This window comes from Ferrovibrio sp. (genome assembly GCF_041906005.1).
Taxonomy (GTDB): Bacteria; Pseudomonadota; Alphaproteobacteria; order Ferrovibrionales; family Ferrovibrionaceae; genus Ferrovibrio.
On record NZ_JAYRJY010000002.1, the window covers coordinates 252,433 to 269,482 of the forward strand.

Genomic DNA, 17,050 nt, shown 5'->3' on the forward strand with positions numbered 1-17,050 from the left:
AATAAATTTAATCTTCGGCCTCAGGCCACCCGCAGATAGCCCATCATGCCGGTTTCCTGGTGTTCGATGATGTGGCAGTGGAACATCCAGTCGCCCGGCTGGCCGGCGACGAAGGCGATGCGCACGCGCTCCTTGGGCCGCACCAGCACGGTATCGGCCCAATGCGGCGGCAGATCACGTTCCGACGAGCCCAGCACGCGGAAGGTATGGCCGTGCAGGTGCATGGGATGCTGATGCGGCGTGCCGTTGAACAGCTCGACGATGTAGCTGCGGCCCGATTTGAGTTCGGCCAGCGGTGGCGGCAACGCCCCCTGCCCCGCTCCTTGGCCCATACCCGGCCAGACCTGGCGATTGATCGACCAGAACACCTTCTGCGTCAGGCAGATCTCATCGGGACTGACGCCCATCTGCTTCGCCCAGGCCTGCAGGGCCGGATCGGGATTGCCGGCCAGCAGGGTGAATTCGACTGTCTGCGCCGCCTTCAGGTCGGGTTGCGGCAGTTCCGCCTCGGGCAGGCGCAAGGTCGCCTTGGTGCTGCGCATCGCCGCGCCGGCGGTGACGATTTTCGCCAGCACACGCGGCTTCGTGCTGAAGATATCCTGCAGCGGGATTTCGACACCGGCTTTATCCGGCGCGATGAAAGCCACATCGGCGCGCATGGCCGGGCCCAGACGCCAGCCCTGCAGCGCAAAGGGCGCGCAGGCATTGCCGTCGGTGGCGACCACCACGGCTTTCGCGCCGGGCAGATCAAGTTGCGGGATGCGGGTGGAATCCAGATTGAGGATACGCAGGCGCACGCGTGCGCCAGGCGGCACGCTGATCGTTGGCGCCACCATGCCGTTGGCGGTGCGCAAGCTGCCGAAACTGCCGGCCTTGGCCGCGCCGGCATCGGTGAGGAAATCCTCGAAGCCACCATCATGCTTCACGCGCCAGTCTTTCAGCGCGATCACATGCTCCACATCGAACAGGCCTTGATCGCGCGGATCCTCCACCACCAGCACACCGGCCAGACCCCGGCCCAGCGCCTCGACCGTGTTGCAATGGGGATGGAAAAAGAAGGTGCCGGGATCAGGCGGCGCGAAACTGTAGGTGAAGCTTTCCCCCGGCCGCACCGGCGGCTGGGTGATATAGGGCACGCCATCCATCCTGTGCGGCACGCGCACGCCATGCCAGTGGATCGCGGTATGCTCGGCCAGCTCATTCTTCAGCGTGGCGGTGAATGCCTCGCCGCGTGTGGCGCGCAGCACGATGGGCAGGGTCGCGTTGCGGCCATCGTCATAGAGCCAGAGATCGGACGGCCCGACGCAGCCCGGCAGGGTCTTGGGCACCCGCCTTGCCGTGAGCTGGTAGCTGACCGGCAGCGCCGCCGCGCCGCGCGGCAGCAGGGCGACGGCCGCAGCACCCAGACCCGATTGCAGCAGAGCACGGCGGGTCAGGACAGCAGACATGAACGGCCTCCGGGAACGGGGCGCGCTGGCGACGGCTGGCGCAACAGACGACTGTAAAAGTAAGTGGCGGAGGGGGCGGGATTCGAACCCGCGGTACGACTTGACATCGTACGGTGATTTAGCAAACCACTGCCTTCAGCCACTCGGCCACCCCTCCGCACGCGAGTGGGTATTAACACAGTGTATGCGGGGCCTCTTCTAAGGCCGGGGGCGGTGACTGTCAACGATCCTAAGCCGCTGAAATGGCAGCCGGCTTGCCGCCGGTCCAGGCCACCAACTCGCTGTAGGACAACGGGAAAACCGCGTGCGGATGGCCGGCGGCGGCATGCAGACGCGGGAACCGGGCCAGACTGTCGTCGATCACGATGGGCAGGGCCTCCACATGGCCCAGCGGGGCCACGCCGCCGATGGCGAAACCGGTGGCCCGGCGCACCAGAGCGGCATCGGCCCGGCCCGGCGGCGCGCCCAGCCCCAGCGCGCGGCCGAGCGCCGCCACATCGCATTGCCGGTCGCCGGCCACCAGGGCCATCACAGGGTTGCCATCTGCCGCGAAAACCAGCGACTTCACGATGGCGCCGACCTCGCAGCCCAGACCGGCCGCCGCCTCGGCTGCCGTGCGGGCCGCACCGTCCAGCACGATCACCCGTTCGCCGGCCCCGCGCGCCAGCAGCGCTTCGCGCACCCGTTTGACCGAGGCGTTCTCCAGGATGGCTTCCGCCATTCTCAGGGCACCTCGAAACCGCGCTGCACGCCGGGGCGCGCCATCAGGCCATCGTGCCAGCGCTTCACGTTCGGATAGGCGCCGAGGTCGATCAGGTGCCATTCATGGCGTGCCGCCCAGGGCAGGGTCGCCATGTCGGCAATCGAGTATTCCCTGCCGGCGAGGAATTCGTTTTTCGCCAGATGGCCGTCCAGCACCTTGTAGAGTCGCTGGGTCTCGGTGGTGAAACGGTCGATGGCGTAAGGCACCTTCTCCTTGGCGAAACGCACGAAATGATGGGTCTGGCCCAGCATGGGGCCGAATCCGCCCATCTGCCACATCAGCCACTGGATCGCCTGCATGCGCGACGGCGCGTCCTTGGGCAGGAACTGGCCGCTCTTTTCGGCCAGATAGATCAGGATCGCGCCAGACTCGAACACGGTATAGGGCTTGGCGCCGTAGGCGGCCGGCGGCTCGTGATCGACGATGGCGGGGATCTTGTTGTTCGGATTCACCTTCAGGAAATCGGGATCGAACTGCTCGTCCTTGCTGATGTTGATGGGGAAGGCCTGATACTTCAGGCCGCTTTCCTCCAGCATGACGGAGACCTTGCGGCCGTTCGGCGTGCCCCAGGTGTAGAAGTCGATCACGGCGGAATCCTTACTTGATGTGCTTGAGGAAATGGAAACTGGAGATGCTGTAGCGCTGGCGGAAATAGAAGCGGTGCGCTTCCGTGCGGTGCGTGCCGGAATCGAGATCCACCACCTTGCGGCCCTCGTGTTTGGCAACGTCCTCCACCCAGTCGAGCAGCAGCGCGCCGTAGCCGCGCGAGCGGCCGGTGGCGGTGGTGACCAGATCGTCGACATAGATCAGCGGACCATGCACCAGCCGCTCCTGCCGACGGAAGCCGATGCAGGCGGCCGGCACGCCGTTGCCGTCAGAGGCATAGGCCAGCACGTAGCCTTCCCGGTGCTGGCGCTTCACCCGCGCGACCAGATCGGCGGCATCCTTCAGATGCGGCCGCAACTCGTGCATCACCGGAAAACAGGCGGCGATCTTGTCGTCGGTATCGGCGATTTCGACCCTGGCGTTCTGCATGACTCCTCGCTTTCCTCCCTAAACCGTCATGCCCGGCACAAACAGAGTTCCTGGGCCGGGCATCCTTCCTCTACCGTCATGGCCGGACTTGTCCCGGCCATCCACGTTTTACTACAGAAAAACTCGTGGATGGCCGGGACAAGCCCGGGCATGACGCGAGGAGCGGTTACCCCTTCACCACGCTGGCGGTCTGGCCGAACAGCACCTTCTTGGCCTCTTCGGTCATCACCGGAATACCCTGGTTGATCGCCTTGCCCTTCTCGTAGGCGACCTTGGTGGCCGGCCGTGCCCAGATGCTGTCGAACCAGCGTTTCAGATTCGGGAAATCCTCCAGCTTCTGGCCCTGACGCTCATACGGCACGATCCAGGGATAGCAGGCCATGTCGGCGATTGTGTATTCATCGCCACAGATGAAGGCGCGGCCTTCCAGCCGCTTGTTCAGCACGCCATAGAGCCGGTTGGTCTCGTTCACATAGCGGTTGATCGCGTAGGGGATTTTCTCCGGCGCATACTGGCTGAAATGATGGTTCTGGCCGCACATGGGGCCAAGGCCGCCCATCTGCCACATCAGCCATTCGGTGCAGACGATGCGGCCGCGCAGATCTTCCGGCACATGCTTTTTGTACTTGTTGGCGAGATAGATCAGGATGGCGCCGGATTCGAACACGCTGATCGGCTCGCCGCCATCGAGCGGCTTGTGATCCACGATGGCCGGCATGCGGTTGTTCGGCGCGATCTTCAGGAAATCGGGCTCGAACTGCTCGCCCTTGCCGATATTGACCGGCTTGATCGTGTAGGGCGTGCCGGTCTCTTCCAGGAACAGGGTGATCTTGTGGCCGTTTGGCGTCGGCCAATAATACAGGTCAATCATGGGCGTCTCCGGGCTGGACTGGCGAAGGATGGAACAGGATCACCGGCGCGGCAAGGCGCAGGCCCGGCCCAGTTAGCGCGATATTGAAACCAAACAAGCAGTTACCTGTGGGCAAGTACACCCTGTCCCGCCTCCTTGCCAGTCTGCTGCCAGAATAGGGATCGCGTCGTGGCATCCTCAGCCCAAAAAAGGAGACCGCCCATGACACAGCAACCGCCCGGCACGATCCGCCTGTATTCCGGCCCCCTCAGCATGTTCGGGGCCAAGGCGCAGATCGCCCTGCTGGAAAAGGGTCTGGAAGCCGACGTGGTGATGGTGCCGTTCGAGATGAAGGCGCTGTATGAGCCCAAACACCCGGAGGTGCTGCGCATCAACCCCAAACGCCAGGTGCCGGTGCTGGCGCATGGCGAGGTGGAGATATTCGATTCCACGCAGATATTCGAATACCTGGAAGACCTCTGCCCCGAGCCGCCGTTATGGCCGCGCGACATTGCCGGCCGGGCGCGGGCCCGCCTGCTGGAACTGCAATCCGACGAGGTCTATTTCCCCCACATCATCCGCCTGATGGGCCTGCAGGATACGCCCGACGATCCCGCCGCCATTGCGGCGCGCGAGGGCGCGGCGCAGTTCTACACGCGCATGGACGGCCTGCTGGCCGATGACCGCCCGTGGCTGGCGGGCGAACCATTCACCTATGCCGACATCGCCTTATACATGGCGCAGATTTTTGGCGAACGCATGGGCGCGCCGATCCCCGTCGATGCCACACGGCTGACAGCATGGCGCGGACGCATGGGCGAACGGCCCAGCGTACGGCAGGTGGCCGGCGCGATGGGGCGCTGGCTGCTGGGCATCGGGCGGCCGGTGCCCGCCTTCCTGCGCGCGCTGCTTTAGTCAGACAGCCAGTTTAGTCAGATAGCCAGACGCGTTCGATGGCCTGGATCGAAGCCGCAAGATCCAGCGCGAAGAATGCCGTCGTGTGCGGCAGGCGCATATGCGTCTGCAATGCGGCCTGACTGGCGAAATCCTCGACCAGCAGGAAAGCCTCGTCTTCATCCAGCGCCTGATAGAACCGGAATTCACGGCAGCCGGGCTCGCGGCGGGTCGCCGCCTGCAACTCCAGCAGGGCCGTGCGCATGGCGGGACCGGTGCCCGGTTTGGCCGCGATGCGGACGACCTTGCGGATATTCTGCGGGGCTGGCGATTCTGGCATTGGCGCTCTCCAAAAATACGGGAAGCGGACTTTGCAGCCGTGCCGGCCTGTGCAAAATTCCCTAAATCCTCCCTTCTGATGTGAAGAAATTAACAATGCTCGATTGGGACGATCTGCGGCATTTCCTGGCCCTGGCCGATGATGGGTCGCTGTCTGCGGCGGCGCGCCGGCTGCGGGTCGAACATGCCACCGTGGCCCGCCGGGTTGCCGCCCTGGAATCCGCGACTGGCGTCAAACTGGTGGATCGCCGGGCCGGGCGTTATGTGCTGACGCCCGATGGCCGGCGTGTGGCCGATTACGCCCGGCGCATGGAAAGCGAGGCATTTTCCATCGAGCGACTGCTGCGCGCCGCGCAGAACGACCTGGCGGCGGAGATGACCATCACCGCGCCGCCGCTGATCGCCTCGCACCTGATCGCGCCGCGCATTGCTCTGCTGCGTCGCGACCATCCCAATCTGCGCCTGCGCCTGCTGGGCGACAGCCGCACCCTTTCCCTGCCCCGGCGCGAAGCCGACATTGCCTTGCGTCTGAACCGGCCCGACGACGCCGCCCTGGTGATCCGCAAGATCGGCAGCATGACCTACAGGCTTTATGGCTCGGCACCCTATCTGAAGAAGCGGGCAAAGGCGGATTATGAATTCATCGCTTTCGATGAAAGTCTCGATCATGTACCCCAGCAATCCTGGCTGAACGGATTGCTGGCCGGCCGGCCAGTGGTATTGCGCAGCAATGACCTGGCCGTACAGCATGCGGCCGCGCTGGCCGGTGTCGGCATTGCCGCCCTGCCCGACTTCCTGGGCACCCGCGCCGGCCTGCGACAGGCCGACCCGGCCCATGGTGTCACGACCCGCGATGTCTGGCTCACCTATCACGAAGACATGCGCGACAGCCCCGGGATCGCGGTGCTGACCGACTTCCTGGCCGGCTGCCTGGCCCAAGAGAAACCGGCGCGGCGACGCGCCAGGGCCGCTTGAGCCTGTTGCCAGAGCGCGGCCGGCGGGCGAGGCTTGCACCATGAGCGAAGATTCGTCCGCATCTGCCGACCTGGCCGCAGCCCTGACCCGGGCCGAGGCCGTGCTGGCCCAACAACCCAATGATCCCATGCTGCTGGATCTGGCGGCCGGCTGTGCCGAGGCGCTGGGCGATCTGGACAAGGCCGAAACCTACCGCCGCCGCGCCGTGCAGGCGACGCCGCAAGACCCGGCCGCCTGGACCCGGCTGGCCAACCTTTTGCAGCATCGCTATTCCCCGGCCAAAGCCGCAGCCGTCTATCGCCGTGCCGTCGAATTGCTGCCCCAGGAAGCCACGCTGCATCATGCCCTGGGCAGCCTGACACAGCATCTGGGCCAGCATGCCGAAGCCGAACAGGCCTATCGCCGCAGCGTGAAACTGGCGCCGAGCCCGGCATTCGCGGCTCGTGCCCTGAACGATTACGGCACACTGCTGGCGGCCCAGCAGCGCCATACCGAAGCCGAGGCGGCCTATCGCGCCGCCCTGCAGCGCCAGCCAGATTTTGCCAAGGCGGCAAACAATCTGGCGATCCTGCGGCACGGCCAGGGCATGGTCGGTGAGGCCGAACATGGCTACCGTCATGCGCTGGAACTTGAGCCGAATTATCCGCGTGCCGAATTCAACCTGGGTAACCTGCTGCATGAACAGGGCCGTCTGGTAGAGGCGGAAGACGCCTATCGTCGCGCCATCGCGCAGGACCCCAAGTTTACGGCGGCCATGAACAATCTGGGCTTGTTGCTGGGCGAAACCGGCCGTTCGGAAGAGGCCATCGATCTGCTGCGTCTGGCATTGCACCAGGCGCCACAGGATGCCTCGATCAGCGTCAACCTGGCCGACCTGTTGCATCAGCGCGGTGATACCGAGGAAGAAAGACTGGTGGTGGATGCGGCTCTGCTGGCCCATCCAGACCATCCTCTGCTGCGATTGACAAAGTTGATGCATTGCCTGCCGGTGCTGCCCGAAAACACGTCAGCAGCAGAGGCGGCACTGCTTGCCTTCGATGCCGAACTGCATCGCTGGGTACAGTATGCACTCCAGCCCGATCACCGTGCGGCAGCGGCCGAATACGTCGGTCACAAACAGCCTTTCTATCTGGCCTATCGACCGGGCGACCAGCGGGCGCGTCTGTCGGCTTTCGGCGACGCGACCGCAGCGCTGATGCGCGAGGCTTTCCCGCTGCCGCAGCCGGCGGTATCTGCGCGGCCACGTATCCGTCTTTGTATCGTGACGAAACACATCCGCAGCCATTCGGTCTGGATGGTGGTGCTGAACGGGTTGCTCAGTCAGATCGACCGAACGCGGTTTGAGACCGTGCTGTTGCATACCGGAACGGCCAACGAAGCCGATTTGGCCACCGTGGGCGCCATGGTCGACCGGCTGCATCCTCACCCGCGCGACTTCCGCGCAGCCCTCGACATCCTGCGCGACGAACGGCCCGATATCCTCTATTATCCGGAAATTGGCATGGATGCCCTGACCAACCGGTTGGCCAACCTACGGCTGGCGCCGTTGCAGGCGGCGGGCTGGGGCCATCCGGTGACAACCGGCCTGCCCGAAATCGACCTTTATCTGTCGGGCGACTTACTGGAGGCACGGGACGCCCATCGCGATTACCGCGAAAAGCTGGTGCGCCTGCCGGGCACCGGAGCCTGCACCCAGTCGCCGCCGGTGCTGCCGATGCCGATGCCACCCGAAATCGCCGCCGCCCTGCCGCAAGACCGCAGCATCGTGCGGCTGATCCTGTGCCAGCATGCTTTCAAGTTCGACCCGGCCGACGACGCACTCTACGCCCGCATCGCGCGGGTCGCGGGACCGTGTCGCATCTTCATCCTGCTACGCCCGGATGAACCGGTGCAGAGCGAACGGCTGCTCAGCCGCCTGCGGCAGGCCTGCGCCAAACAGGGCGTGGATGGCAATGCCGTATTCGTGCCGCTGCCGTGGCTGCCGACACCGCAATTCTACAGCCTGCTGGATGCGATGGATGTCTATCTCGATTGCCCGGCTTTCTCGGGCTACACGACGGCATGGCAGGCTCTGCATCGCGGTTTGCCGATCGTGACGCTGGAAGGACGCTTCATGCGCCAGCGACTGGCGGCTGGCGCGTTGCGACAAATCGATCAGACCGAAACGATCGCCGCCGATGCCGAACAGTATCTGGGCATTGCCGTGGCACTGGCCCAGGAAGCCCGCGACACGCCGGAAGCCTATGCGGCACGTCGTGAAACCCTGCGCAAAGCCGCACCGAAACTGGATGGCAACGCTGAGGTTGTCCGCGCCGTGGAAACCGCATTGGCCGAGGAACTGGAGCGACGTCGCTGATTAAGCGACGTTGCGCGTGATCAGTCGGCCAGTGCTGGCACCGGTAAGGCCGGTCTTGCCCACATAGCTCGACACGCCATTGACCCAGACCTCCATAATACCCCTTGCCGGCGTTTTCGGTGCCGCGAAGGTGGCGGTATCGATCACCGTCTCGGGATCGAACAGCACCAGATCGGCATAGGCGCCTTCGCGGATCGCGCCGCGATCCATCATGCCGAAGACCCTGGCTGTCAGGCCCGTCATCTTGTGCACCGCCTGCTCCAGCGAAATCAGCTTCAGATCGCGCGCGTAATGCCCCAGCACGCGCGGGAACGTGCCCCACAGGCGGGGATGCGGCATGTCGTTGCTGGGAATGCCATCGGAGCCGATCATGCTGCGCGGATGAGCGATGATGCGCTGCACGTCCTGTTCATCCATCATGAAGTAGATCGCCGCCGCCGGCAGCAGCCGCTTGGCCGCCGTCACCTGGTCGACACCCCATTCCTTCGCGATGTCGGCCAGCATGCGCCCCTTCATCTCGGGGTAAGGCTCGGATGTGGCGATCTGCACCGGCATGTCGTCGCGCAGGCGGTCGGGCAGCAAAGCCGTCGAGCTGGCGATATAGGGATAGACATCGAAATCCACCGTCTGGCTTTTCGCCGCGCGGTCGATCAGCGCCAGCGTCTCGGTGGAACGGCCGAAGTTTTCCGGGTTGGTGCATTTGTGGTGGCTGATCACCACCGCCGAGCCGGTATCCTTGCCGATCTTGAGCGTCTCCTCGATGCTGTCGATCACGCCATCGGCTTCATCGCGCATATGCGTCACATACAGCCCGCCGCGCGAGCGCAAGGCCTCGGCCACCGCGATCACCTCGTCGGTCGGCGCGTGGCGGCTGGGCGGATACCACAGGCCGGTGGAAAAGCCAGAGGCCCCCTGCTCCAGCGCCTCGGTCAGGCGCTGCTTCATCTGCGCGGCCTCCTTGTCGGTGGCCGCACGGTTGATGTCGTGGTCCATCGCCTGCACGCGCAGCGACATATGGCCGACCAAAGCATAGGTGTTGGTGGGCGGCGGCACCTTGCGCAGTCGTTCGGCATAATCGGCGAAGCTGGGGAATTGCCAGGATTCCGGGCCCCCGACCAGATCGAGCGGCGCCGGCGGGCGTTTGGTCATCGTCACCGGCGCAAGGCTGATGCCGCAATTACCGACCACGACGCTGGTGACGCCCTGGCTGAGCTTGCAATGCATGCATTCCGGGCCACAGAGCACGGCACCATCGTCATGCGTATGCGCGTCGATGAAGCCCGGCGCCAGGGCCAGTCCCTTGGCGTCCACCTCGCGGTCAGCCGAGACAGCGCCCAGATCGCCGATGGCGGCGATGCGGTCACCGCTGATCGCCACATCGCCAGTAAAAGACGCCGCGCCAGTGCCATCGAAGATACGCGCGTTGCGGATAGCCAGATCGTAACGGCGGGTCATCCGGCGATCCTCCTCGTGTGGTTCAGGGCCGCTTCGATCAGGTTCATGCTGGCTTCCGGCGTGCGGAAGGCCGAATGAGCCGACAGGGTCACATTATCCAGCTTGGTGAGTGGATGATCCTTGGGCAGGGGCTCCACATCGAAGACATCAAGGCCGGCATGGCCAAGCTGGCCGGATTTCAGCGCCGCGATCATCGCCGCCTCGTCCACCACTGCTCCACGCGCGGTATTCACCAGAATGGCGCCGCGCTTCATCTGCGCGATGCGCGCGGCCGAGAGGAAACCGCGCGTCTCGTCATTGAGCAGCAGATGCACCGAGACCACATCGCTCTGCGCCAGCAGTTCGTCGATCGACACGAAACGCACGCCATCGGCGCTTTTCGCACTGCGGTTCCAGGCCAGCACTTTCATGCCGGCGCCACGGCACAGCCGCGCCATCTCGGCACCGATACCGCCATAGCCGATCAGGCCGACGGTCTTGCCGGTGAGTTCGACGCCGTCCAGCCGCAGCCAGTTGCCCGCGCGCATCTCGCGATCCATGCGGGCAAACCCCTTGGCGGCGGCCCACATCAGGGCGAAGGCGCATTCGGCCACGGCCGTATCGCCATAGCCCTTGATCAGATGCACTTCGATCCCGAGGGATGCCAGCTCTTCGACATGCATGTAGCTGCGCGCGCCGGTGCCAAGGAACACGACATGCTTCAGCCCCTTGCATTGCGCGGCGATGGCCGTGGGCAGGTAGGTATGGTCGATCCAGGCCACCGGCGCGCCGTTCAGCACGGCGGGCAGGTCTTCCGGTTTCACATCGGGCTGGCGGTTGACGCCCACGGGTGGATCGGAGGGTTTACGCAGACGCTCGGCCAGATCGCCGAGAGTTGGGTTGGCATCGACGAAAACGGCACGCAAGGCGTAGGTCCCCCGATCTGAAACAGCAACGATCCCTTGCCGCCTCAGCGGCGGGCGAGTCGTATACTGACGGTCAGCGCGGCGAGTGTCACCCCTGTTGCGGCCAGCAAAACACTCATGCCGGGACGCAGGCCCATGTCGATACTGAGGTTGGTTTCAAGCACAAGCAGCCATGGCGCCCCGCTGCGCAACCAGAAATAAAGCGCCTCGCCCCCCATGGTGCATGCCGCGCTGCCCAGTGCCAGGGCAATCAGCCCCGGCCAGGGCAAAGTTGCACCGGCGGGGAATATCCGGCGCAGCAGCCGATACCCCAGCAGCCAGAGCAGCAGGCCGGCCATCAGCGTCGGTTCACCCACATCGGCCTTGGCCTGGAGAAAGAAATGCCACAGCGCCAGCGGCGCCAGAACATAGACAATCCGATGCAAGGCCTGCCAGCGCCGGCCGCCCAGACGCCGCACCATGCCGTCAGTGGAGGTGGCGGCCAGAACCAGAAGGCCGATCAGCGCCGCCAAGCCGATCAGCAGGTAATTCGAGGTGACGATCTCACGCAGCGCCTTGGCGATGACAAAGGCATGATTGGCAAAATAGAGCAGCAGGTGGAATGCCGCATAAATCGCCGAGGCCACGCCGATCATGCGGCGGACCAATGTCAGCCGGCCATAGCGCAGCATCTGCCGCAGCGGCGTGACGGCCAGCGACAGCAGCAGGAAGCGAAAAGCCCAGAGCCCGGTCTGGTGGATCAGTTCGGTGAGCGGCCGAGGGCCAAGATCCTGCTGCAGCATACGCCACAGCAGCCACAGGGCGGGCATCAGAAGCAGGCCGGACACGGCAGCTTTCAGCGGCACGAACCGGCCGCCGGCATCGCGCCACGGCGCCAGGGACGACAGGACGCGGGAATACCGTGAATGGGCGGCGGTTCGGTTGCTCATGCCTGTCGATATAGCCCAGGTCGGGACTTAAGCCGACACATCCTGCGGGAAATTTATCGTGAACCGGGTCCCCTCGTCTTCCCGGCTCGACACCGCGATGGTCCCGCCCAGAACCTGGCTGACCAGATTGTAGACGATATGCAAGCCAAGGCCGGTACCGCCGGTGCCGCGCCTGGTGGTGAAGAAAGGATCGAATACGCGCGGCAGGTCGGCGGCGGCGATGCCGCGTCCGTTGTCGCGGAATTCCACAAGAATGCGGCCCTCACGCGGCTGGCTCACGCCGATCCAGATCCGGCCGGGCCGCGCGCCATCGTCAAAGGCATGCTGCAGCGTATTCATCACCAGATTGGTGATGATCTGACCCAGGGCCCCGGGCCGGTTGCGGATCATCAGCTTGGCCGGGCAATCGATCTCCACCGTATGCTCGGTGCCGCGCAGGGCCGGCGCCAGACTCAACATGATCTCGTGCAGATATTCGCCAATATCGAACAGGCGCAGGTCGTCGGTACTCTGGTCGGCGGCAACCTGCTTGAAAGCCTGGATCAGCCGCGCCGCGCGAGCCAGATTACCCTGCATGATGCGCGTGGCCTCGGTCGCGGTCTCGATAAAGCCTTCCAGATCGCTACGCCGCAACTGATCGTCCCTGAACCGGCCGGTCAATTGCCCGATCTCTTCCGCCAGATGCGAGGCCGCCGTCACGCCTATACCCAGCGGCGTGGAAATCTCGTGACTCATGCCGGCCACCAACGAGCCCAGCGAGGCCATCTTTTCGGCCAGGATCAGATTGGCCTGGGCGCCACGCAGTTCGGCCAGGGCGCGTTCGGCCTCTTCCTTGGCGCGGCGCAATTCATCTTCCATGCGGCGGCGCGCCGTGATGTTGGTGCGCACCACCACCAGGTCGCCCGACGGCGTCACCCGTTCATGCACCAGAAACCATTCGCCAGCATTGGTCCGCACCTCGACCATGCGTTCGGGTATACGGCGCCGCCCCAGCGCGACAGACGCAGCAGCCCCCTGATCCTTCTCATCGCGACTGAATACACCACGGTCATAGCCGCGCTGAACCAGTTCCTCGAATGTCATGCCGATCGCCTGTTCCGAGGTCAGGCCGTAAAGCGCGGCAAAACGGCTGGAGCAGATGGCGATGCGATCCTGGGCGTCATAAATCACAAAACCGTCGCCGGCGACTTCGACAGCATGGCGCAAACGGCGGTTGAGGGCGTAACGCTCGGTGGCATCGAAAATGGTGACTGCCACCGAACGATCCGGCAGGCGGCCGATGGTGAATTCCAGCACCTTGCCGGTCGGCGTATGACGCGCCGCGGCCGTGCCCGCCGTGCCCCGGATCAGACGGTCGATGTGATAACGCATGTCGCTGAGTTCCACATCGCCGAAATCGCGGCGCTGGGCCAGGAAGCGCAGCAGCGCATCGTGACTGTCGCCCGGATTGAGCGCACCGGGCGGCAGGGCAAGCAATTCCGCCGCGCGCCGGTTGATCGTGTGAATCGTCCCATCGGGATGGAACAGCATGACGCCGACAGGCAGCGCATCGAGCGCCCAGGCCTGGTATTCGCTGCGGCGGCGGCTTTCCTGGCGGGCCAGCGAGAGCGCCTCGGTCACCCGGCGTGCTTCCTCGCGGGCCATGTAATTGCGGCGACGCTCCAGTTTGATCTGCCGCATGCCGGCAAAACCAAGCGGATTGCCGATCAGGGCAAACAACGCCAGGCCGACCATGCTCTCGGCGCGGAACGGCAACCAGAATATCGCCAGCCCCGCCATGCCCAGGGAGACATAGATCGCATTGGAGAGCGTCAGCCGCGCTGAACAGGGGACCAGCAGGTAGAAGACCAGCAGATAGGCGAAGACCAGCGAGCCCGCGCTCAGGGCCGGTGGCGCGCTGATCATCCAGGTCATGAAGGTGAGCGTGGTGAGGGTGGCCATGCCGATACCGGCCACCACATCCAGCATCTGCACGTCGTTCAGGCGCTGCACCAGATATTGAAACAGGATTCCGACAGCCAGCCCCAGGCCGCGCACCAGCACAAAGAAGAAAAAGGTCTGTCCGTAACCATGCACCAGATAATCGCGCACCAGCAGCAGACAGAAGGCGGCCGTCGCCGCCAGACCGCAGGCCTGCAGCAGGCGCCGCGACGGATCAAGCCGGCTTTGCCGATACATGTGCTCGACGCGGCGGTCGCGAAACTCACCTGTCCAGGCGAATAGCCGGGCATCCTCCGCTGATTGCAGCAGAGAGGTCAGTGACGAATGGGGTGGCTGGTGCATGACAATGCGGGATCCCGGGCCGGCATATTATGACCGTCTTACGGCCCGGACAAAGCAAGACGGCAAATATTGCCTAGCGCCAGCGACCGGGATCAAGTCCATTCGTCTTATTTATCATATATTTACAGGACATTCCAGCCCGGCATGGACCTTGCTTTGCAATGGCCGAGACACATTTTTACGGACCCAGGAGTCCAACCATGTCCTATTACGGTGCCCTCGGTACGGCCGTGCAAGGCATATCCGCACAGGCGATTGCCATCGGCCATATCTCAGACAACGTCGCCAATGCGACCACCAACGGCTACAAGCAGGTGAAGACCAGCTTCGCCGACATGGTCAACAACAAGGTGCTGGGTGCCAGCGAAGTGCTGGACAACAACCGCAACATGGGTGTGTCCGCCATGGCCGGTTTTGCCAACCGGCAGCAGGGCCAGATCATCGGAAACAGCAGCTTCACCTCGATCGCCGTGGACGGCAATGGCTTCATTCCCGTGGCCAAGGCAACCGGGTTCAACCGGGCGACCGGCGAGCCGACCGGCTTTGAAGACACCGTCTATTACACCCGCCTGGGCGATTTCCGCCTCGACAACAATAATCGCCTGGTCAATTCGGCCGGCTATTACCTGATGTCGGCCGAAGTGGATGGCACCACGATTTCCCCGTTCGAACTGGATGACAGCGAGATCGCCGCCGTCCCTACCACGACGGTCAACTACCGCGCCAACCTGCCCGCCAACGCCACCCCCGGCAGCGTCTTTTCGAACGGCATCGGCATCGTCGATTCCGAAAGCAATGATCGCAACTTCCAGCTCCTCTGGAACAAAACTGCTGCCAACACCTGGACTTTGACGATCAACACCTCCGATGGCACGCCGTCCAGCTTCGGTCCGATCAACGTCACGTTCAACAACGGCCGGCTGGACACCATGACCACGACGGATACCAACCTGACGGTCAGCGGCTCAGGGAGCGCCACCGTTGCGCTGTCGGTCGATTTCGGCAGCGGCGCGCAGGCGATCACCGTAAATCTCGGGCAATTCGGCGGCACTTTCGACCCCAATGCCACCAGCGGCCTGTCGCAATTCGGCGGCAATATCGACACCCTGACCAACCTGAGCATCGACCAGAACGGCCTCAAGGGCGGCGAATTCGATTATGTCACCTTCGATGAAGACGGTGCCATCGTCTACAACTACGAAAACGGCCGCAGCCAGATCGGCGCGCAGCTTCTGCTGGCCAACTTCCCCGAGCCCGACCGGCTGGATCGCCTGGACGGCACCGTGTTTCTGGAAACCTCGCGTTCGGGCCAGGTGGTATTCGGCACGCCGGGCGATTCCGACAATGACGCCGGCGTCGGCGTGATCCGCGCCGGCGCGCTGGAGCAATCCACCGTTGACGTTTCCGAGCAGATGACCCGCCTGATCGTGGCCCAGCAGGCTTATTCGATGAACGGCCAGGTGATCACTGCCGCCGACAGCATGCTGTCGCGCGCCATCGACATGAAAAAATAAGCACTCCGCACCAACGGCCCGCCATCAACCCGGTGTGCAGCGCGTCTGTTTGCCGGGCAGCGAATAGCGGCAGGTCAGGTCGCGCCCATTGGGCTGGCTGAGTTTGAAGATGTCGCCCTCCATCCGGCGCACGGCATACTGATTGGAAAACTGCAGCCAGCCGAAACTGTCGAAATAGGCCTGGATGCCATTGGAAAACAGCAGGTCGCGCCGGCGGTTTTTCGAGACCCGTACCTTGCTGCCATATTCCAGCGTGCCATCCTCAAATTCACGGATCACCAGGTCGTTCGTGCACAGCGCCTGTTTCGGGTCATCGGTGAGCCGGCAGCCGAACCCGGGCGTATCGGCCGGCGGGGTGCTGATCACGATGGCAAAAATCGTGGCTTCCATCAGATTCATGCAGACCTCCCGATTCCAGGCGGCATTTTAGCACAAGCAGGCCGACGGGCGGCCTTGACCCTGCCATATGGGAAGGCAATATGGTGCCGGCATGACGCATCGTCTCGGCATCCTCAAACGTTCGACGGGCCGGCGGATCATCGCCTGGGCGACGACCGCAGGCTTGCTCGTCGCCATGTTGCTCATGCCCCAGGCTATGGTCCTGGCCATGCCAATGGCAGCTCATGCCGCCCCCCACTCAGCCGCCAGCGCATCTCAGACGGATGATCATGCCGGCCATGCCGGGGTTCACGCCCATCAGCACCAACACGCGCAGGACCAACATGCAGGCGCGCCGTTGCCTGATCCGGATTCATCCGGCTGCGGCCTGTGCAACGATTGCGCTCTCTGCGCCATGACCCTGCCGATGATGATCGGCAGCATTGCCTCCCCCGATTATCCCCCCGCCCGGCTCCGTATCGCCGAAACCAACCTGCTGCCGGGTATCCTACCGCCTCCGCCCGCCGAGCCTCCGCGAGTCTGAAGCTTCGCCCTGAATCTGTGTTGCCGCGCAATCAGCGGCAGCACATTGGACGATTCTTCAACTTCGGAGAGCAGCCATGCTGTCCCTGCCCATACGACCGACCCTGCTGGGTCTGGCCGCGATCTGCGTCACTGGCATCGCCACAGCGGCCGAACCCCAACGGCCATCCCCGGCCGATCCTGCAGCCAGCGCCGGAATGCCGGCCTACCGTTCGGCCTTCAGCGATTACCAGCCCATGCAAGAGGCGGCGCCGCAGGACTGGCGCACCGTCAACGACGCGGTGGCCCGTACCGGCGGCCATGCCGGCGCGCTGAAAGAAAACGCCGCAGCAGGCAAGCCGGCCGCGATGACCCCGGCTGGCCATGCCGGCCACAAGCATTGA

The 17,050-nt window shown here is 64.2% G+C and carries 17 protein-coding genes and 1 tRNA gene; 6 read left to right on the forward strand and 12 right to left on the reverse strand.

Annotation, left to right across the window (positions count from 1 at the left end):
- Positions 1–20: 20 nt before the first annotated feature.
- The 6 genes from ACE3OO_RS18395 to ACE3OO_RS18420 all read right to left on the reverse strand — a co-directional run bounded on the left by ACE3OO_RS18395 (position 21) and on the right by ACE3OO_RS18420 (position 4,117).
- Positions 21–1,448, reverse strand: a complete 1,428-nt coding sequence (locus ACE3OO_RS18395) for a multicopper oxidase family protein (protein ID WP_374305138.1) — start codon at positions 1,446–1,448, stop codon at positions 21–23.
- Between the two features lie 64 nt (positions 1,449–1,512).
- Positions 1,513–1,605: transfer RNA gene (locus ACE3OO_RS18400), tRNA-Ser, on the reverse strand.
- Positions 1,606–1,677: 72 nt separating this feature from the next.
- The gene (locus tag ACE3OO_RS18405; RefSeq protein WP_374305140.1) at positions 1,678–2,169 is read right to left on the reverse strand and encodes a YbaK/EbsC family protein; all 492 of its coding nucleotides are present in this window, start codon (positions 2,167–2,169) and stop codon (positions 1,678–1,680) included.
- A gap of 2 nt (positions 2,170–2,171) precedes the next feature.
- Positions 2,172–2,798, reverse strand: coding sequence for a glutathione binding-like protein (locus ACE3OO_RS18410; RefSeq protein WP_374305142.1), 627 nt, complete (start codon positions 2,796–2,798; stop codon positions 2,172–2,174).
- A 10-nt stretch (positions 2,799–2,808) separates the two neighbouring features.
- Positions 2,809–3,246: a GNAT family N-acetyltransferase gene (locus ACE3OO_RS18415; protein ID WP_374305144.1), complete on the reverse strand. Its 438-nt coding sequence runs from the start codon at positions 3,244–3,246 to the stop codon at positions 2,809–2,811.
- A 166-nt stretch (positions 3,247–3,412) separates the two neighbouring features.
- Positions 3,413–4,117 carry a glutathione binding-like protein gene (locus tag ACE3OO_RS18420; RefSeq protein ID WP_374305146.1) on the reverse strand — a complete coding sequence of 235 codons (705 nt, stop codon included), beginning with the start codon at positions 4,115–4,117 and terminating at the stop codon, positions 3,413–3,415.
- 201 nt (positions 4,118–4,318) lie between these two features.
- On the opposite strand from ACE3OO_RS18420, the gene ACE3OO_RS18425 reads away from it, so the two are divergent.
- Complete coding sequence (locus ACE3OO_RS18425; protein WP_374305148.1) at positions 4,319–5,011, forward strand: glutathione S-transferase family protein; 693 nt, start codon at positions 4,319–4,321, stop codon at positions 5,009–5,011.
- A 13-nt stretch (positions 5,012–5,024) separates the two neighbouring features.
- On the opposite strand, the gene ACE3OO_RS18430 is transcribed toward ACE3OO_RS18425, so the two are convergent.
- A complete protein-coding gene (locus tag ACE3OO_RS18430) occupies positions 5,025–5,330 on the reverse strand; it encodes a putative quinol monooxygenase (protein ID WP_374305150.1) in 306 nt (101 codons plus the stop codon).
- 95 nt (positions 5,331–5,425) lie between these two features.
- Between ACE3OO_RS18430 and ACE3OO_RS18435 the strand changes: the two genes are divergently transcribed.
- Together ACE3OO_RS18435 and ACE3OO_RS18440 are read left to right on the forward strand one after the other, a co-directional pair.
- Positions 5,426–6,304: a LysR family transcriptional regulator gene (locus ACE3OO_RS18435; protein WP_374305152.1), complete on the forward strand. Its 879-nt coding sequence runs from the start codon at positions 5,426–5,428 to the stop codon at positions 6,302–6,304.
- 40 nt (positions 6,305–6,344) lie between these two features.
- Positions 6,345–8,660 (forward strand): tetratricopeptide repeat protein, encoded by a 2,316-nt coding sequence (locus ACE3OO_RS18440; RefSeq protein WP_374305154.1) that lies wholly within the window; start codon positions 6,345–6,347, stop codon positions 8,658–8,660.
- Here the strand turns inward: ACE3OO_RS18440 and ACE3OO_RS18445 are convergent, their stop codons facing one another.
- The 4 genes from ACE3OO_RS18445 to ACE3OO_RS18460 are packed head-to-tail and all read right to left on the reverse strand — an operon-like array spanning position 8,661 to position 14,232.
- The gene (locus tag ACE3OO_RS18445; RefSeq protein ID WP_374305156.1) at positions 8,661–10,115 is read right to left on the reverse strand and encodes an amidohydrolase family protein; all 1,455 of its coding nucleotides are present in this window, start codon (positions 10,113–10,115) and stop codon (positions 8,661–8,663) included.
- Entirely contained in the window at positions 10,112–11,020 is a 909-nt protein-coding gene (locus tag ACE3OO_RS18450) for an NAD(P)-dependent oxidoreductase (protein WP_374305158.1), read from the reverse strand. Before ACE3OO_RS18450 ends, ACE3OO_RS18445 begins: the two co-directional genes overlap by 4 nt.
- Before the next feature lie 44 nt (positions 11,021–11,064).
- Entirely contained in the window at positions 11,065–11,949 is an 885-nt protein-coding gene (locus ACE3OO_RS18455) for a sulfite oxidase heme-binding subunit YedZ (RefSeq protein WP_374305160.1), read from the reverse strand.
- 27 nt (positions 11,950–11,976) lie between these two features.
- Positions 11,977–14,232, reverse strand: a complete 2,256-nt coding sequence (locus ACE3OO_RS18460; protein ID WP_374305162.1) for a PAS-domain containing protein — start codon at positions 14,230–14,232, stop codon at positions 11,977–11,979.
- A 200-nt stretch (positions 14,233–14,432) separates the two neighbouring features.
- On the opposite strand from ACE3OO_RS18460, the gene ACE3OO_RS18465 reads away from it, so the two are divergent.
- Positions 14,433–15,746 carry a flagellar hook protein FlgE gene (locus ACE3OO_RS18465; protein ID WP_374305164.1) on the forward strand — a complete coding sequence of 438 codons (1,314 nt, stop codon included), beginning with the start codon at positions 14,433–14,435 and terminating at the stop codon, positions 15,744–15,746.
- A gap of 24 nt (positions 15,747–15,770) precedes the next feature.
- On the opposite strand, the gene ACE3OO_RS18470 is transcribed toward ACE3OO_RS18465, so the two are convergent.
- Positions 15,771–16,145, reverse strand: coding sequence for a hypothetical protein (locus ACE3OO_RS18470; RefSeq protein WP_374305166.1), 375 nt, complete (start codon positions 16,143–16,145; stop codon positions 15,771–15,773).
- A gap of 91 nt (positions 16,146–16,236) precedes the next feature.
- Here ACE3OO_RS18470 and ACE3OO_RS18475 point away from each other — a divergent pair, with 91 nt between their 5' ends.
- Together ACE3OO_RS18475 and ACE3OO_RS18480 are read left to right on the forward strand one after the other, a co-directional pair.
- A complete protein-coding gene (locus ACE3OO_RS18475; RefSeq protein WP_374305168.1) occupies positions 16,237–16,668 on the forward strand; it encodes a hypothetical protein in 432 nt (143 codons plus the stop codon).
- A 76-nt stretch (positions 16,669–16,744) separates the two neighbouring features.
- Positions 16,745–17,050 (forward strand): hypothetical protein, encoded by a 306-nt coding sequence (locus tag ACE3OO_RS18480; protein ID WP_374305170.1) that lies wholly within the window; start codon positions 16,745–16,747, stop codon positions 17,048–17,050.

Coding starts and splice junctions, on each gene's coding strand:
- ACE3OO_RS18395 (WP_374305138.1), bottom strand. CDS start 1,448: ATGTCTGCTGTCCTGACCCGCCGTGCTCTGCTGCAATCGGGTCTGGGT.
- ACE3OO_RS18405 (WP_374305140.1), bottom strand. CDS start 2,169: ATGGCGGAAGCCATCCTGGAGAACGCCTCGGTCAAACGGGTGCGCGAA.
- ACE3OO_RS18415 (WP_374305144.1), bottom strand. CDS start 3,246: ATGCAGAACGCCAGGGTCGAAATCGCCGATACCGACGACAAGATCGCC.
- ACE3OO_RS18420 (WP_374305146.1), bottom strand. CDS start 4,117: ATGATTGACCTGTATTATTGGCCGACGCCAAACGGCCACAAGATCACC.
- ACE3OO_RS18425 (WP_374305148.1), top strand. CDS start 4,319: ATGACACAGCAACCGCCCGGCACGATCCGCCTGTATTCCGGCCCCCTC.
- ACE3OO_RS18430 (WP_374305150.1), bottom strand. CDS start 5,330: ATGCCAGAATCGCCAGCCCCGCAGAATATCCGCAAGGTCGTCCGCATC.
- ACE3OO_RS18435 (WP_374305152.1), top strand. CDS start 5,426: ATGCTCGATTGGGACGATCTGCGGCATTTCCTGGCCCTGGCCGATGAT.
- ACE3OO_RS18440 (WP_374305154.1), top strand. CDS start 6,345: ATGAGCGAAGATTCGTCCGCATCTGCCGACCTGGCCGCAGCCCTGACC.
- ACE3OO_RS18445 (WP_374305156.1), bottom strand. CDS start 10,115: ATGACCCGCCGTTACGATCTGGCTATCCGCAACGCGCGTATCTTCGAT.
- ACE3OO_RS18455 (WP_374305160.1), bottom strand. CDS start 11,949: ATGAGCAACCGAACCGCCGCCCATTCACGGTATTCCCGCGTCCTGTCG.
- ACE3OO_RS18460 (WP_374305162.1), bottom strand. CDS start 14,232: ATGCACCAGCCACCCCATTCGTCACTGACCTCTCTGCTGCAATCAGCG.
- ACE3OO_RS18465 (WP_374305164.1), top strand. CDS start 14,433: ATGTCCTATTACGGTGCCCTCGGTACGGCCGTGCAAGGCATATCCGCA.
- ACE3OO_RS18470 (WP_374305166.1), bottom strand. CDS start 16,145: ATGAATCTGATGGAAGCCACGATTTTTGCCATCGTGATCAGCACCCCG.
- ACE3OO_RS18475 (WP_374305168.1), top strand. CDS start 16,237: ATGACGCATCGTCTCGGCATCCTCAAACGTTCGACGGGCCGGCGGATC.
- ACE3OO_RS18480 (WP_374305170.1), top strand. CDS start 16,745: ATGCTGTCCCTGCCCATACGACCGACCCTGCTGGGTCTGGCCGCGATC.